Origin of the sequence: Limibacterium fermenti (assembly GCF_041902845.1) — a bacterium.
Lineage (GTDB): Bacteria > Bacteroidota > Bacteroidia > Bacteroidales > Dysgonomonadaceae > Limibacterium > Limibacterium fermenti.
Window position 1 is genome coordinate 3,454,020 of sequence record NZ_CP159486.1, and the last position, 15,412, is coordinate 3,469,431.

Annotated in this window: 14 protein-coding genes; 5 read left to right on the plus strand and 9 right to left on the minus strand. The window is 45.0% G+C overall.

The genetic code is table 11. The annotated features are described in order from the left end of the window. Positions 1 to 10: 10 nt before the first annotated feature. Positions 11 to 595: an FKBP-type peptidyl-prolyl cis-trans isomerase gene (locus ABNK31_RS14955; RefSeq protein WP_418893257.1), complete on the minus strand. Its 585-nt coding sequence runs from the start codon at positions 593 to 595 to the stop codon at positions 11 to 13. A gap of 283 nt (positions 596 to 878) precedes the next feature. On the opposite strand from ABNK31_RS14955, the gene dinB reads away from it, so the two are divergent. Next, positions 879 to 1,964 carry a DNA polymerase IV gene (gene dinB, locus ABNK31_RS14960; RefSeq protein WP_418893258.1) on the plus strand — a complete coding sequence of 362 codons (1,086 nt, stop codon included), beginning with the start codon at positions 879 to 881 and terminating at the stop codon, positions 1,962 to 1,964. A gap of 46 nt (positions 1,965 to 2,010) precedes the next feature. Here the strand turns inward: dinB and ABNK31_RS14965 are convergent, their stop codons facing one another. The 8 genes from ABNK31_RS14965 to ABNK31_RS15000 form a co-directional block, all read right to left on the minus strand. Continuing rightward, entirely contained in the window at positions 2,011 to 2,550 is a 540-nt protein-coding gene (locus tag ABNK31_RS14965) for a lysophospholipid acyltransferase family protein (RefSeq protein WP_418893259.1), read from the minus strand. 4 nt (positions 2,551 to 2,554) lie between these two features. Continuing rightward, the gene (locus ABNK31_RS14970; RefSeq protein WP_418893260.1) at positions 2,555 to 4,492 is read right to left on the minus strand and encodes an ABC-F family ATP-binding cassette domain-containing protein; all 1,938 of its coding nucleotides are present in this window, start codon (positions 4,490 to 4,492) and stop codon (positions 2,555 to 2,557) included. A 10-nt stretch (positions 4,493 to 4,502) separates the two neighbouring features. Continuing rightward, a complete protein-coding gene (gene hisS, locus ABNK31_RS14975; protein WP_418893261.1) occupies positions 4,503 to 5,873 on the minus strand; it encodes a histidine--tRNA ligase in 1,371 nt (456 codons plus the stop codon). Between the two features lie 208 nt (positions 5,874 to 6,081). Continuing rightward, positions 6,082 to 6,216: a hypothetical protein gene (locus tag ABNK31_RS14980; RefSeq protein ID WP_418893262.1), complete on the minus strand. Its 135-nt coding sequence runs from the start codon at positions 6,214 to 6,216 to the stop codon at positions 6,082 to 6,084. Between the two features lie 141 nt (positions 6,217 to 6,357). Further along, on the minus strand, positions 6,358 to 7,341 hold the full coding sequence (locus tag ABNK31_RS14985) for a phytoene/squalene synthase family protein (RefSeq protein ID WP_418893263.1): 984 nt from the start codon (positions 7,339 to 7,341) through the stop codon (positions 6,358 to 6,360). Then, positions 7,338 to 8,843 (minus strand): phytoene desaturase family protein, encoded by a 1,506-nt coding sequence (locus ABNK31_RS14990; RefSeq protein WP_418893264.1) that lies wholly within the window; start codon positions 8,841 to 8,843, stop codon positions 7,338 to 7,340. Before ABNK31_RS14990 ends, ABNK31_RS14985 begins: the two co-directional genes overlap by 4 nt. Before the next feature lie 25 nt (positions 8,844 to 8,868). Further along, on the minus strand, positions 8,869 to 10,194 hold the full coding sequence (locus ABNK31_RS14995) for a PhoH family protein (protein WP_418893265.1): 1,326 nt from the start codon (positions 10,192 to 10,194) through the stop codon (positions 8,869 to 8,871). A 114-nt stretch (positions 10,195 to 10,308) separates the two neighbouring features. Next, complete coding sequence (locus ABNK31_RS15000; protein WP_418893266.1) at positions 10,309 to 10,941, minus strand: OmpH family outer membrane protein; 633 nt, start codon at positions 10,939 to 10,941, stop codon at positions 10,309 to 10,311. A gap of 387 nt (positions 10,942 to 11,328) precedes the next feature. Here ABNK31_RS15000 and ABNK31_RS15005 point away from each other — a divergent pair, with 387 nt between their 5' ends. The 4 genes from ABNK31_RS15005 (at position 11,329) to tatC (ending at position 15,360) form a co-directional block, all read left to right on the plus strand. Further along, a complete protein-coding gene (locus ABNK31_RS15005; RefSeq protein WP_418893267.1) occupies positions 11,329 to 12,804 on the plus strand; it encodes an aminoacyl-histidine dipeptidase in 1,476 nt (491 codons plus the stop codon). 158 nt (positions 12,805 to 12,962) lie between these two features. Further along, entirely contained in the window at positions 12,963 to 13,997 is a 1,035-nt protein-coding gene (locus tag ABNK31_RS15010) for an endonuclease/exonuclease/phosphatase family protein (protein ID WP_418893268.1), read from the plus strand. A 212-nt stretch (positions 13,998 to 14,209) separates the two neighbouring features. Then, positions 14,210 to 14,407: a Sec-independent protein translocase subunit TatA/TatB gene (locus ABNK31_RS15015; RefSeq protein ID WP_418893269.1), complete on the plus strand. Its 198-nt coding sequence runs from the start codon at positions 14,210 to 14,212 to the stop codon at positions 14,405 to 14,407. 134 nt (positions 14,408 to 14,541) lie between these two features. Then, a complete protein-coding gene (tatC, locus tag ABNK31_RS15020; protein WP_418893270.1) occupies positions 14,542 to 15,360 on the plus strand; it encodes a twin-arginine translocase subunit TatC in 819 nt (272 codons plus the stop codon). The last annotated feature ends 52 nt before the right edge of the window (positions 15,361 to 15,412 follow it).

Consider the following 15,412-nt stretch of genomic DNA (forward strand, 5'->3'; position numbering starts at 1 on the left):
GTGAAGTCTGTTATTCTATACCCAATAATTCCACATCGAAAATAAGAGTGGAATTCGGTTGGATAACCGAACCGGCGCCTTGGTTTCCATAAGCCAGATCCGACGGAATATATAAGCGCCATTTCGAGCCAACCGACATTAGTTGCAGCGCTTCCACCCATCCTTTGATGACTTGGTTGACCCCAAAGACAGCGGGTTCTCCACGTTGTACCGAACTATCGAAAACCGTTCCGTCGATCAACGTTCCGTGGTAATGACAACGTACCCTGTCGGTTGCTTTGGGCTTTTCGCCATTTCCTTCGGCCAGCACTTCATATTGCAATCCACTCGGTAATGTGACTACCTGCTCTTTCTTTTTGTTTTCTTCCAGGAAAGCACGTCCGGTTTGTAGATTTTCCGTCTGCATTTCATCTTGTTTTTTACGAAAATAACTTTCAATGATTTGATTTGCCTGTTCTGCGCTCATGGAGGCGGGCTGATTTTCCATTATTTCGGTAAACGCTTTTACGAACGACGGTACGTCTATCGTATGCAGTCCCGAATGAATTAAATTGGATGCCATGCTCATCCCCAACGCGTAGCTTAACTGCTCCATGTAGTAAATCTCTTTTCTTTTTTAATTATTGACCACAAAAGTACTATAATAATATGAATTATGCGCTAAAAATAAAATTGTTTCTTATAGAATTTGCTTTTATCGTTTCTAAATCGCCCCTTGGCGCAATATATCCGCTCCGGAAGCCACACTTGCGACAGATTCGTTTTTTATCCGTCAAACGGCGGAAAGCCGTTAAACGGGTTGGGCGGAGCGGATTGCGATTTGCACAATAAACTTCTAAAGTTTTGTGTTTAAACAAATTTCGTTTACATTTGCAAGAGTGATTCGTAAAATAATCCATATCGACATGGATGCCTTTTATGCCTCCATTGAACAACGCGACCATCCCGAATGGCGTCACCAGCCCATCGCCGTTGGCTATAGCGGGAAACGCGGTGTCGTCGCGGCCGCGAGTTACGAGGCGCGACGCTATGGGGTGCGTTCGGCAATGGCATCGGTTACGGCATTGCGCAAGTGTCCGCAACTGATTTTTGTTGCGCCCCGTTTTAACGTATATCGCGAGGTGTCACAACAAATTATGCATATTTTCCACGAATACACCGATAAAGTAGAGCCCTTGTCACTCGATGAAGCGTTCCTCGATGTAACGGTCAACAAAAAGGGGGCGGCATCCGCCACACTGATTGCAAAAGAAATAAAGCGAAAGATTTATGCTCAGACTCATCTCACCTCTTCCGCCGGCGTGTCTTTTAACAAATTCCTGGCTAAAATCGCTTCGGACTATCATAAACCCGACGGAATTTATATAATACCGCCGAAAGCGGCCGAAGCGTTTGTTGAAAAACTACCGGTCGAACGGTTTTTCGGTGTGGGGAAAGTTACGGCCACACGAATGAAAGATCACGGAATCAAAACCGGATACGACCTTAAACAATGGAGTGAACCGGACCTGACGCGGCTTTTCGGAAAGGCGGGCAGCAGTTATTACCACTTCGCTCGGGGAATCGACGAACGGGAAGTGCAGCCCGACAGAATACGCAAATCGTTAGGAGCGGAAAACACGTTTTCGGAAGATCTGTATGAAGTTGTGGATTTATTGGGGGCTCTCGATGAGATCGCCCATGAGGTACAACGCCGTGCCGAGAAACGCCGTTTTTTCGCAAAAACGCTTACACTGAAAATAAAATATGCTGACTTTACCATTATCACCCGTAGTAAAACGGTGGATCAGTATATAAAAACCTTCGAGCAGTTGTTTGAATTGGGACAGGAGTTACTGTCGACGGTCGAGGATATTGAAGAGCGTAAGATACGCTTGATGGGCTTAACGCTGAAGAATGCCGAAACGGAATCCCCTCATTCTTCGTTTGTTCCTCTTCAACTTTCTTTCGATTTCAAAGACTGATCTATCCGTCTAACGAATCCGTTCCGCTTGACGGATAAGAAAGCGGTTAGATAGGATTAAAGTTTTTAGGATTCTTCGCATGAACACCCTTATAATACGACTTTATCTTTACAAGATCGGCCTCGTAATCGCCCGTCGGATAGAAAAGATCCAAAAAAACAACCGCTTTTTTTTTATAGTCCAACGCAATCAACAAGATAGGGACACGGGCTTTTAAGGCAATATAGTAAAATCCCCTGCGCCATTCGGGAACACGTTTCCTTGTTCCCTCCGGAGTAATCGCGAGCTGAAAGTCTTCGTGCTTGTCAAACTCTTCGGCCAACGTATCGGTCATCGACTGTTTTTTATTTCGTTCGATAGGTATTCCTCCCATACTTTTAAAAAGGAGGTTAAAGGGGAAAACAAACCATTCTTTTTTTATCAGGAAGCGAGCATTACGCCCGATGGAACTATACGCAAGCTTACCGATCACAAAATCCCAGTTGCTCGTATGAGGCGCCAGGGCAATCACACATTTCGACACATCCGGCAAAATGTTTTCGATTTTCCAACCCCAAAGATTCAATAAAAAACGGCTGATTTTCATGCACTCATTCCTTCCTATATTTTTCTATATCTAACGTCAATTGCTCCCAAGAGTTCATTTTCCGTTCTATTTTCTGTTTTAAATCGAGATACGATTGCAGAAGCGCCGTGTCCGAAGCGCCTTCGGGCGTAGCCAATTGTTGTTCCATCGACGAAAGTTGGTTTTCCATCCGGCTGATGTCATTCTCCGCCTCCCCTATTTCTTTTTCGAGTTTGCGTATTTTCCGGTTTAAATCCTTTTGTTCCTGATACGAGCGTTTATTATCCGACTCCAACGACGCCGGCTCACTCTCGGAGGCCGGCATGGAAGAGGCGATTTCGAGCTCCTGAAGGTTTTCAAGTTTCTTTTTCGAAAGGAAATCATAAATACCGCCTAAATGCTCCGTCACTTTACCGCCTCCGAACTCATATACTTTGCTGACCAGCCCATTGAGGAAATCGCGGTCGTGGGAAACAATGATGGCAGTGCCGTCGAACTCCGATATGGCTTTCTTCAAGACTTCCTTCGAGGCCATATCCAAGTGATTGGTCGGCTCGTCGAGGATAAGCAGATTCACCGGTTCGAGCAACAAGCGTATCATGGCCAAACGGCTGCGCTCGCCGCCCGACAAGACTTTTACTTTCTTCTCCGAAGCTTCTCCCCCAAACATGAACGCCCCGAGAATATCGCGAATCTTGGTACGGACATCTCCCGTCGCGACATCATCGATCGTTTCGAAGACGGTGCGGGTTTCATCCAGTAGTTGGGCTTGATTTTGCGCAAAATATCCGATTCGTACATTATGCCCCAGCTCCAACTTGCCCGTAAAATCGATCTCGCCCATTATACATTTCACCAACGTTGATTTCCCTTCGCCGTTCTTCCCGACAAAAGCGACTTTCTCTCCCCGCCGGATCATCAGGTTCACATGCGAGAAAACGGTATGGTCACCGTATTTCTTTTCCAACTTCTCAACGGTAACGGGAAAGGAGCCGGAACGGGGAGCGGGCGGGAACTTGAGGTTGAGCCGCGCCGTATCAATTTCGTCGACTTCTATACGCTCGATCTTCTCCAACTGCTTGATACGCGACTGTACCTGATTGGATTTAGTGGCTTTATAACGAAACCGTTCGATAAAGGCTTCGGTTTCCTGTATCTGCTTCTGCTGGTTTTCGTAGGCGCGTTGCTGCTGTTCGCGGCGTTCTTTTCGCAGTTCGACATATTTCGAGTAACTCACTTTATAATCATGAATATGCCCGAGCATGATTTCGATGGTGCGGTTGGTGACGGCATCGAGGAAGGCACGGTCGTGCGACACCAATATAAGGGAATTGCCACGGCTCGAAAGAAAGTTTTCGAGCCATTGAATGGATTCGATATCGAGATGGTTCGTCGGCTCATCCAAAAGCAAGACATCCGGTGAGCCCAACAAGATCTTCGCCAGTTCGATGCGCATTCGCCAACCGCCGCTAAATTCGCCGGTAGGACGCGTAAAGTCACTTCTTTTGAATCCGAGGCCGATGAGGGTCTTTTCCACTTCCGCCTGAAAGCTATGCGTGTCGGACATCAAGAGTAACTCCTGCAAATCAGCCGTTCGTTGAATCAGTAACCGATAACTCTCCGACTCATAATCCGTGCGCAACTCAAGTTCGCGATGAAGTTGCTCCAGTTCTTTTTCCATTTTCATAAAATGGTCGAACGCGAGCGACACTTCGTCTACCACCGTACGCGTATTTTCGAGTTTCATTTGCTGGGGCAAATATCCGATGGAGACTTCTTTTGGGCGCGAAACACAGCCTTTGGTCGGTTGTTGGTAACCGGCAATCAGTTTAAGCAGCGTCGATTTTCCGGCTCCGTTCTTGCCCACGAGCGCCACCCGTTCGTTTTTATTCAATACGAACGATATTTCGTCGAGCAACGTAAAACCGCCGAATTCGACGGAGAGATTTTCTACGGAGACCATTGTCTGTTCGTCAGTTTTTTGTAATCAATTTGTCTATTAGTTGCCGTATGGTAAAAAGAGCTTGTTCGCCCGATTTCATATCCTTTAAAGCAATTTTGTCTGCGGCCATTTCATCTTCGCCGACAATCGCCACATACGGGATACGATTGTTATCGGCATAAGTCATTTGTTTCTTCATTTTCGCCGCATCCGGATAAATTTCGGTACGGATGCCGTTCTTTCTTAATTCGGAAAGGATAGGCAGGATGTAAGCCTGTTCGCGTTCGCCGAAGTTCACGAAAAGAATATCGGTTCCACGCGTATAATCTTCGGGAAAAAGATCGAGTTGATTCAAGACATCGAAAATCCGGTCGGCGCCGAAGGAAATGCCGACCCCCGAAACACCCGGAAGGCCGAAAATACCGGTTAGATTGTCATATCGGCCGCCACCGGTAATGCTCCCGATTTGCACATCGAGCGCTTTTACTTCGATAATGGCCCCCGTGTAATAATTCAAGCCTCGGGCGAGCGTCAGATCCAGTTCAAGCTCATTTCTCAACGACAGCCGTTGCATGTCGGCAAGGATTGTTTCGAGTTCCTCCACGCCTTTCAGTCCGGTAGCAGATGAAGCCAAAACATTTTTCAACGTGGCGATTTTTTCGTCATTCGTTCCATGCAAGCCGATGATCGGTTGCAACGTATCGACCGCTTCTTGTGAAATTCCTTTGGCCAGCAACTCTTCATTCACTTTTTCGATACCGATCTTATCGAGTTTATCGATTGCTACGGTAATGTCGGTGATCTTATCGCCTTCGCCCATAATTTCGGCGATACCCGAAAGGATCTTCCGGTTGTTTAACTTGATTAATACCCGAATCCGGAAACGCGAAAAGACCTCGTCGATAATTTGAAGCAGTTCCACTTCGTTGAGTAACGAATCGGATCCGACGATATCCGCATCGCATTGGAAAAACTCGCGATAGCGGCCTTTCTGCGGCTTATCGGCGCGCCATACCGGTTGTATCTGAAAACGCCTGAACGGGAAGGTGATCTCATTGCGATGCATCACCACATAGCGGGCAAAGGGAACGGTAAGGTCGTAGCGAAGGCCTTTTTCGGCAATTTTGGCCGCCGCTTTCGCCGCGCTGACGTCCTCCGATAAATCGGACGGCTCGAGGTTGGAAAGGAAGTCGCCGGAATTGAGGATTTTAAATAATAACTTATCCCCTTCTTCGCCGTATTTACCCATTAAAGTCGATAAATTTTCCATCGCCGGCGTTTCTATTTGACGGAAGCCGTACAAATGATACACCTCTTTGATCGTCTCGAATATATAATTGCGTTTCGCCATCTCTTCAGGTGAAAAATCGCGTGTTCCTTTCGGAATGGAAGGTTTCTGCATCGTCTTTGTTCTTTTTTTTGGAATTGCAAAGATAACATCTACCAAACGATTTCACCTCATCGCCGTTAAACAAATTTGCACCGGCGTATTAAAGACAAGGGATTTTTCAACTTGTTAGAAAACCGTTACATGACATGTTGGACACTTTCCCATTCCGGGAAAGTTTGTTGCACGACGTGTTGGGCACTTTCCCACTATGGGAAAGTCATTACATGAGGTGTTTGACGCCGTCGCACCGGAAGAAACTGTTTTGCACAACGTGCAGGGCATTTTCGGATAATCCGAAAGCCTCTTGCATCACATGCAGAGTACTTTCGGACGCGTCGAAAGTATGTTGCATCACTTGTCGGGCACTTTCGGACAAGCCGAAAGCTGTTGCATGACGTGCAAGCTAGCGGATTCTTCCCGGACGGATGGAAACGTGTGAATGTAACTCCGGTTATGGATGTATACCTGAGAAAATATTTCCGCAGAAAGCCACCGTTTATAAGGGATGGTTCTCTTCGAAATGAAGAATGATTTGTCGAACATGTTCTTTGACTTCAGCGGCTGTCGGATTTAATTCTTCCGTTGTAAAACCACCCTCTTCCCAATCAATACGATCAAAAACCAACGTATATAATCCGAAAATAATCTCAAGACTCAACCGGCTGCAAGGCTCGAGCAGGGGTCCAATTTCTCGAATAACCTCTTTTGTTTTGAGTCGATATTTGTCTGCCTCAATATAAAGTTCGCGAATACATTCCCGGAAATCTCTTGTTATTTCGCCACCTTGAGCCATGCAGCGTAACTTCTCGCGATCGAGATTATATTTCATCAAAAGGTCATCCGGAAAATAATTAAGGTGATTACGATGATCTTTCATGAAATCACGGATAATATGAACCAGATAACTAAAAATAGCACAAGGTGCGGCGGCCTCTTTCACAGAGAACGCCGGTAAGAGGTATGCTCCTTCCTGATGCCGTAGACCACACAGATGAACAAAGATAGAAGCCGGCGCGACGGAAGCGCCGACGGCATAATCCAGGAAAGCCGGAAAGGTAGGGAATCCGTCATGATAAATATCATAAATCATCGATCGGGCAAAGTCTTCAAACGGCCAGAAAGGTATCTGAAAGGTGCGAATCGTTTCGATAACATCATTACACATCGGATTTGCATTTTCCCCGGAATGTAATATCCGGTTTATCCACGTATGGACTTCCGCCTCAAATAGGGGTTTATCATCCGGAGCAATCGTTTGATGTTCGGTTTTATAATTATCGATCAAATCATCGATCGCACGCATAAATTTATAACAATTCTTCGCCGCACGGTATTTATTCTCCTCCCAAAACCGCGCAGCGATCAGGATATTCGGATGATCGACTATTTTTTCAAAATCGATGGAATAAAAAGTATCCCAATACCGACGCTTATTGCCGTTTGTTTCCGAGTTCATTTTAGTCGCATCATTGTTTTTCATCTTGTTTCCTTCAAGATGCGCTCTGTTGTGAGTTTGGACGAAAGAAGCACTAAAGGGACGCCGTTTCCGGGATGTGTACTCCCTCCGACGAAAAACAAGTTTGTATATTTTGCATGCCGGTTGTGCGGACGAAAGTAGCCCATTTGGAAAATAGTATGGCTTAAACTTCCGAAAACCGCCCCGTTGGTTATGTTACAATAATCCTTCCATGTTTGAGGCATAACACATATCTCGAACTTGATATGTTTTTCAACATCGTCTATTCCGGCTTCTTTTAATCGCTTGAAAACAGCTATACGCGCACGTTTTTTCAATAAATCCCAGTCTTGTTCCATCCCATCGTCTATATGGGGTGCCGGGATGATTACCGATAAACTGTCCTGTTTGTCGGGGGCGGCATCCTTATCGGTACGTACGGGCGAATGGATGTAAAAACTCGGATTAGACGACAAGGATTTTTTATCGAAAATCATCTCCATGCCTTCTTTGTAAGGTTCGTTCAGAAAAATACTGTGATGGGCCAATTGAGGATATTCTTGATCCATAGCCCAGTGAAAAACGATGGCAGAACAAGAATACTCTTTCCGTTCCAATTGAAGGGAGGCTTTTCTGTCAGGGAGCAAATAACGGTAGACATACGGAAGGTCGGCATTGGCTACCACAATATCCGCATACGTATTCTGCCCGTTCGAGAGTTGTATGCCCTTCGCCTTGCGTCCGTCCAGAATGATATTCTCCACATTTTGATTGAAATGAAAACGGACACCCGCTTCCTCCGCCTTTTCCATAAGCTTCTGAACAATCGTATGCATGCCTCCTTTAGGAAACAAAGCCCCCTCCATGATTTCTGCGGAGGGGATCATCGAAAAAAAAGCCGGTTGACGGTAAGGATTTTGTCCTACATAAATATTTTGGAACGTAAAGACCTTTTGAAGGCGGGCATCTTTAAAGAATCGACGGATATAAGCGGTATGCTTTATCCATGTTTTAAAATGAATCATCATCGCCGCGTTTCGCAATGTAAGGAATTCACGAAGATGATAAAAATTACGGCCGAGCAATTGCTCGGTAGCAAGGCGGAAGAATCCATATCCTTTTTTTACATAGCGTTTGTATTGTGCGTAACTGTCCGGCTCAAACGCTTCGAGCTGGCTTTTCATTTTCGCCTCGTTGGGAGAATAAGAAAAGTCACTGCCATCGCTAAAAAACAACTTGTAGATCGGATCGAGAGAAACAGGCTCCAGCTCTTTGTCCATGTCCAGGCCCAATGACCGGAAAACATCCCGGTAAACAGACGGCATCAGTAAAATAGTCGCTCCTAAATCAAAACGATGACCATTCTTGAAAATCTGTCCGCAACGCCCACCCGGCGCCGCATTCTTTTCATATACTTCTACCTGAAAACCCTTGTTGGCAAGAAAAACGGAGGTTGCTATTCCGGCAACACCTGCACCGATAATGACAACTTTCTTTTGCAGACTGTTTTTTTTAGTCGTCATCATAATTTGCCGGATAGCCGATTAATATTTACAATAAATTACTTGCCAGTTCCGAAAGCTCGCTGCGTTCCCCTTTCACCAGATTGATATGCGCGAAGAGGTTTTGGCCCTTCATCTTATCAATCATATAAGCCAAGCCATTGGACTGCGAATCGAGATAAGGCGAGTCTATTTGCTGCAAGTCGCCGGTAAACACCATTTTCGTGCCTTCGCCGGCACGGGTGATGATGGTCTTAATTTCATGCGGGGTAAGGTTTTGCGCCTCATCGATGATACAGTAGGTTTCGCTCAGGCTCCGTCCGCGGATATAAGCGAGCGCCTCGATTTCGAGTTGTCCCGATTTTTGCATTTCATCTAGAGCCCGTAATTCGGATCCTCCTTGTCCGAGTTGCGACTTGATGACATTCAGATTATCGAAAAGCGGCTGCATGTAAGGAGCGATCTTTTGCTTTTCATCGCCGGGCAGGTAACCCAAATCTTTGTTCGACAAAGAGACGATCGGCCGGGCCAGCAGCACCTGATGATACGCTTTATGTTGGCGCAATGCCGCCGCCAAAGCAAGGAGCGTTTTACCGGTTCCGGCTTTCCCCGTCAGGGCGATGAGTTTAATATCCGGATCATTCAAGACTTCCAGCGCGAAGGTTTGCTCCGCATTGCGGGGCGTAATGCCGAAATTAGCGCTTTTATCTACGCGGATAATCTTCTGCGTAAACGGATTATAACGCGCCAATACGCTATTGCGATCACTTTTCAGGACAAAGCATTGATTCGGTTTTAAAGGACTTTCAAATACAAAATCATCGATGTCGACCCCTGTCGGTTGAGCGTATATCTTATCAATCAAATCGGGGGCAATATCTTCAATAATTTGTTCTTCCTGCCCGAAAATATCGATATCCGTGACCTTATCGTTGATATAATCTTCCACCAGTACGCCCAATGACCGGGCTTTCATGCGCAGATTAATATCCTTTGTCACCAAAATGGTCTTCATTCTCGGATATTTGTCCGATAAATATAATACGGTGGAAAGTATGCGATTGTCAGGGGTGCGTTCGGGAAACGATTCCGCAATCTTTTCGTGCGTGGAAGGGGCATTGACAATATACAATTTACCACGACCGACGCCTAAATCGGCGCCTTTTTTAAATAAATTGTCGTCGGTGATTAAATCCAACTCCCGGACAAAAGCGCGCGCATTGTAGTTTATCTGCTCATTTCCTTTCTTAAACTTATCCAACTCTTCCAACACGGTAAAAGGAATGTAGATGTCGTTTTCTTCAAAATTATCGAGGCAATTGTAGTCATGCAGGATCACGTTCGTGTCCAGAATAAAATTCTTTTTCGTTCCCATACTGTAATTTGTTTATCGTTCATCCGGTTTCACGTTGCGTCCTTCCTGAGGTATCGCTCGAAGCGACGCCCCCGGTTACGCCCGCGGTCAACCGATGAAAATTCATCGTTCCCGTTATTTCGGTGAAGAGCCCGATGTTGCAGGGCCATATCGATTATTGAGAAATTCAATCACTTCGCCGGTTATATCGTATTTTATATCACCATACAAAATATTGGCGGTTCCGGTATTGCTAAAGATGATTTGATAACCTTGCGTTTTATTGAATTCGGCGATATGGACTTTTATCGTATCTTCCAGTTCGATATTTAATTTTTGTTGCTCAATGGCAAACTCCTGCGACAAGCGTTGCGCCGTTTGTTGATATTCTTCCTGCATCTTCAGGATGCGTTGTTGTTCTTGCTTCGCCCTTTCATCGCTAAGGAAAGCATTGTTGCGCAATTTACGGTCAAATTCCTGTGCGGCCGCTTGCAATTGTTGATCTTTTTGATTTAATGTAGAACGAGAATTTTCTTGATTACGCATCAGCGTCTCATTAATATCCTTCGCGAAATTGTAATTATGCAAAAGGGAATCCAAATTGACATAGGCAACCGGAAGAACCACCGACGAGTCGCCCACGAGCGAATTTCCTCCTTTTGCCGCTCCTCCGTTGGAGCCGGAGGTCGATGTGAAATGTAAAATATAAAGCACAATAATTGCAACAGCCAATACGCCGCTCAAAATATAAGAATAAGTATTCTTCATTTTTCGGAATTTTTATAGTTTTCTGATTTCAAAATTTATACCGTTCATTCTCTCTTCAGTACCGCTTTCGCCTTTCCTATAACTTTCCTATAACATAAAATAAGTTCCTTCGCTATACGGAATGTTTTCCGGAAACTAGTGGAACTTTCCTTATCCCTCAAAAAGGCGATGATTACTTCTTAGAGTTCTTCTCATTATTTTAAACCACAAAGATAGCCTAATTAGATAATTAATTCATGGTTTTCGTATTAAAGATGCTAAATTTTTTGCTTTCGTCTTATTTTTCTTGTACTTTTATAGCCTGTTTTCAGAAAGAAAACCAATGAATGGAATACTGATTATAAATGCTTTACTTTTGAATAAAGAAGAAGACAAACATTAAAGACTATGACAATCAAAGAACTTGAACCAAAAGCTATCTGGAATTATTTTTACGACATTACACAAATTCCACGACCTTCTAAAAAGGAAGAAGCCATCCTGCGCTATTTGCTCGATTTCGGCAAAAAGCACAACCTCGACACGAAGCAGGATAGAGCCGGAAACGTACTGATAACCAAACCGGCCACTCCGGGCAAAGAAAACCTCCCTACGGTTATTCTGCAATCGCATGTCGATATGGTCTGCGAGAAAAACAGCGATATTACCCACGATTTCGAGAACGATCCGATTGAAACGATTATCGACGGGGATTGGGTGAAAGCGAACGGAACCACCTTAGGTGCCGATGACGGCATCGGAGTAGCCGCCCAGTTGGCACTATTGGCCTCGGACAATATCGCCCACGGCAAAATCGAGGCGCTTTTTACCGTAGATGAAGAAACAGGTCTCACCGGAGCCTTTAATCTTGAGAAAGATTTTCTGACCGGCAATATCCTCATCAATTTGGATAGCGAAGAGGAAGGTCTGATTTACATCGGTTGCGCCGGAGGGAAAAACACCCGAGGCTACTTTAAATACAAAGAAAAAGAGAGTCCCAAGAAGTATTTTTGGTTTAATCTTCATGTAAAAGGATTACGCGGCGGCCATTCGGGAAGCGATATCGACAAGAATTTCGGGAATGCGAATAAAATCCTCGCCCGCTTCCTGTTCTCGCTTATGCGAAAAAAATACGGCATGGTGTTATCGGAAATTAAAGGCGGAAACCTGAGCAATGCCCTTCCCCGCGAGGCGTATGCGATTGTAGGCGTGAAGGAGAAATACAAAGAAGATATACGGGTTAAGTTAAACACATTCCTCGCCAGCGTCCAAAATGAGTATAAACATACCGAAACGTCTTTGGATATTCAATTGGAATCGGCGCAGATACCGTCGAAAGTGCTGAATAAGGGAACCACGGAACGGTTGATTTTAGCCCTCAACGCTTGTCCGCACGGAGTGATAGGAATGAGTCTCGATATTCCCGGATTGGTAGAGACGTCCAACAATATGGCTTCCGTGAAAATGATCGACGGGCAACAAATTGAAGTCATCACCAGCCAACGCAGTTCCGTGGAATCGCAGAGAGAATATGTCATCAACATGGTCACCTCGGTGTTCGATCTGGCCGGCGCAAAAGTCACGTACAACGAGGGGTATCCCGGCTGGCAGCCCAATACGGAGTCGCAGATCCTGAGACTCGCCGAAAAGGTGTACAAAGATCTGTACAACAAAGACGCGGAAGTAAAAGCCATCCATGCGGGCCTTGAGTGCGGATTGTTCTTGGAAAAATACCCGCATCTCGATATGATTTCCATCGGGCCGGATATGACCGATGTCCATTCTCCCAAAGAGAAACTGAATATTCCTTCGGTGGAGAAATGGTGGAACTTTTTAGTGAAAATACTCGAGAACGTGTCGCCCGAAACGGCAGAGAAAAGATGAGAAGCTGAACTTGAAGTCATCTCAAGAGTAAAAACACGAAGATTCTATTTACTTTAAACTCTCGCAGATTACGTGGATTTTCGCAGAATGCCAATGAAAAACTGCGTCTATCTGCGCTATCTGCGAGAGATATTCTTTTTAAGTGACAAACGGCAATCATGGTCAATCGATATATCGCTCTCTCGTTATTCCTGATTGTTTATAACGGATTTCTGCTCGGACAACGGCAGGACTCTCTGCGGATCCTATTTTATAACGTCGAAAATCTCTTCGATACAAAGGACGACCCGCTTACGCAAGATGAGGACTTTCTGCCGGGCAAATTAATGAATTGGACCCATTGGAAATATCGCGAAAAGCTCAAAAACATCACCCGTGTCATCACAGCCGTGGGACAAATGCAATCGCCGGCTATCGTAGGATTGTGCGAAGTCGAAAACGACAGCGTCTTATACGACCTTACCCGCCGTTCTCCGCTAAAGGCTCAACAATACCACTATATCATCACACATTCACCCGATGAGCGAGGTATGGACGTCGCGCTGCTTTACCAACGCGACCATGTACGGTTACTGCAAACGGCTGAATATCCCATTCGGTTCGGAAACAAGCCGACGCGCCGCTCCCGAAATATTCTTCACGCGACCTTTCTCACGCTTAGTCACGACACTCTCGATGTATTTGTCTCCCATTTTCCTTCGCGACGGGGTGGACAACATCAAACGGAACCGGCACGAATCGACGCGGCATCGCTTTTGCGCTCCAAAGCCGATAGCCTCTTCAGCGTACGGCAGCACGCCCACATCATCATCATGGGCGATTTCAACGATCATCCCGATGATAAAAGTCTCGCGCGTATTTTAAAAGCAGGTATCCCCGCTCTTCACCCTTCGGACAAACAATTATACAATCTCTTTCTTCCCCGTATAAAAGAACGGAACTTCGGAAGTTATAAGTTTCAAGGACGTTGGGAAATACTCGATCAGTTCATCATAAGCGGAGATTTTCTTTCCGGAGAAAGTACGATGAAAATAAGGAATAAAGAAGCTACGGTTTTCCGCATGCCTTTTCTTTTGCAAGACGATGAAAAGGATGGCGGGAAAAAACCTTTCCGAACCAATTCGGGGCCTCGCTACGTCGGAGGGTTCAGTGATCATTTGCCGGTGTATATGGACGTTATCATCAATTACTAATGACTAATGACCAATGACCAATGACTAATGACTAATTGCTAATTACTGATGACTGATGACCAATGTCTGATGGTTGATTTCTAATGCAGAAGAAAGAAAATAGCCCCTTTTTCAAAAGTTTAGCTTAATTTGTTTGACGGCATTAAGAAATAATTCTATTTTTGTAAGCTTATTCAAAATGAATAGTGTAAATATATAAAACAACAAGATCTATGAACCCTTTACTTTTCAACTTAAACGGATGGGAAATACCTATCATCCTAATCGTTGTCCTTCTACTTTTCGGAGGGAAAAAAATACCCGAATTCATGAGCGGTTTGGGTAAAGGTATTCGCAGCTTTAAAAAAGGATTGAACGATATCGAAGAAGATATCAAGACGGACCCTACCGATAAGCCCAATAATCAATAAAAAGATTTACCCGTGCGGTTAGGGGGATTGAAATCTTTTTTATCAATACAATCTATTCCCCGGAAGCTTGTGCGATGAATGAAAATGCTTCCGGGAAATAATATTGACGGCTATTACATACACAATCAAAGAAAATGAGTGATAAAGAGATGTCCTTTTGGGACCATTTGGAAGAATTCCGGTGGACGTTAATTCGTATTATCGGAATTGTTTCCGGGCTCACGATTGTGGGGCTTATCATTATGCCGCATATTTTCGATTCGATCATTCTCGCCCCGAAATCATCCGATTTTATCACCTACCGTTTTATGGAAAATATCGGGAAGTACGTTCCTTTTCTTCCTGATTTCTCGGCCGACTCATTCAATGTGAAAATATTGAATATCAACATGCCGACACAGTTCATCACCTATATATCCACGTCGTTTGCTTTCGGCGTACTTTTCTCGATACCTTTTATTCTGTACGAACTATGGCGGTTTATAAGCCCGGCGTTGTATGAAAACGAAATGAAAGGGATAAAAAGGGCCTTTGGATTCGGCGGAATCATGTTTGTACTGGGATGCTCTGTCGGTTATTTTATCGTTTTCCCGTTGATCTTCCGGTTTCTTATTACGTTTGAACTCAGTAGCGAAATTGAAAACATGCTTTCGTTGGATTCGTATATGAGTAACTTCTATACGTTAATCCTCATTATGGGGATCGTTTTCGAATTGCCCTTGGTATTCTGGTTACTTTCGAATCTGGGGCTGATATACCGGTCGTTTTTCCGGAAATATCGACGCCATGCTATCGTTGGCGCTCTTCTTCTTGCGGCCATCATTACGCCTTCCGGCGACCCATTCTCGTTATTCGTGGTCACGATGCCTCTCTATTTCCTCTGGGAATTGAGCGCCTTGCTGGTGAAAAAAGATCCGCCTCTGGAAGTTAATCTTCCTACTACGTTCGAGTAGGCCCCGTTTACCTGAGGGCCTCGCTCCCCGTCTGACGGATTCATTCTTTTTG

Excerpts from the sequence above, each read along its gene's own strand:
- ABNK31_RS14955 (WP_418893257.1), bottom strand. The coding sequence starts at position 595 with ATGGAGCAGTTAAGCTACGCGTTGGGGATGAGCATGGCATCCAATTTA.
- ABNK31_RS14965 (WP_418893259.1), bottom strand. The coding sequence starts at position 2,550 with ATGAAAATCAGCCGTTTTTTATTGAATCTTTGGGGTTGGAAAATCGAA.
- ABNK31_RS14970 (WP_418893260.1), bottom strand. The coding sequence starts at position 4,492 with ATGGTCTCCGTAGAAAATCTCTCCGTCGAATTCGGCGGTTTTACGTTG.
- hisS (WP_418893261.1), bottom strand. The coding sequence starts at position 5,873 with ATGCAGAAACCTTCCATTCCGAAAGGAACACGCGATTTTTCACCTGAA.
- ABNK31_RS14985 (WP_418893263.1), bottom strand. The coding sequence starts at position 7,341 with ATGAAAAACAATGATGCGACTAAAATGAACTCGGAAACAAACGGCAAT.
- ABNK31_RS14990 (WP_418893264.1), bottom strand. The coding sequence starts at position 8,843 with ATGATGACGACTAAAAAAAACAGTCTGCAAAAGAAAGTTGTCATTATC.
- ABNK31_RS14995 (WP_418893265.1), bottom strand. The coding sequence starts at position 10,194 with ATGGGAACGAAAAAGAATTTTATTCTGGACACGAACGTGATCCTGCAT.
- ABNK31_RS15000 (WP_418893266.1), bottom strand. The coding sequence starts at position 10,941 with ATGAAGAATACTTATTCTTATATTTTGAGCGGCGTATTGGCTGTTGCA.
- ABNK31_RS15005 (WP_418893267.1), top strand. The coding sequence starts at position 11,329 with ATGACAATCAAAGAACTTGAACCAAAAGCTATCTGGAATTATTTTTAC.
- ABNK31_RS15010 (WP_418893268.1), top strand. The coding sequence starts at position 12,963 with ATGGTCAATCGATATATCGCTCTCTCGTTATTCCTGATTGTTTATAAC.
- ABNK31_RS15015 (WP_418893269.1), top strand. The coding sequence starts at position 14,210 with ATGAACCCTTTACTTTTCAACTTAAACGGATGGGAAATACCTATCATC.
- tatC (WP_418893270.1), top strand. The coding sequence starts at position 14,542 with ATGAGTGATAAAGAGATGTCCTTTTGGGACCATTTGGAAGAATTCCGG.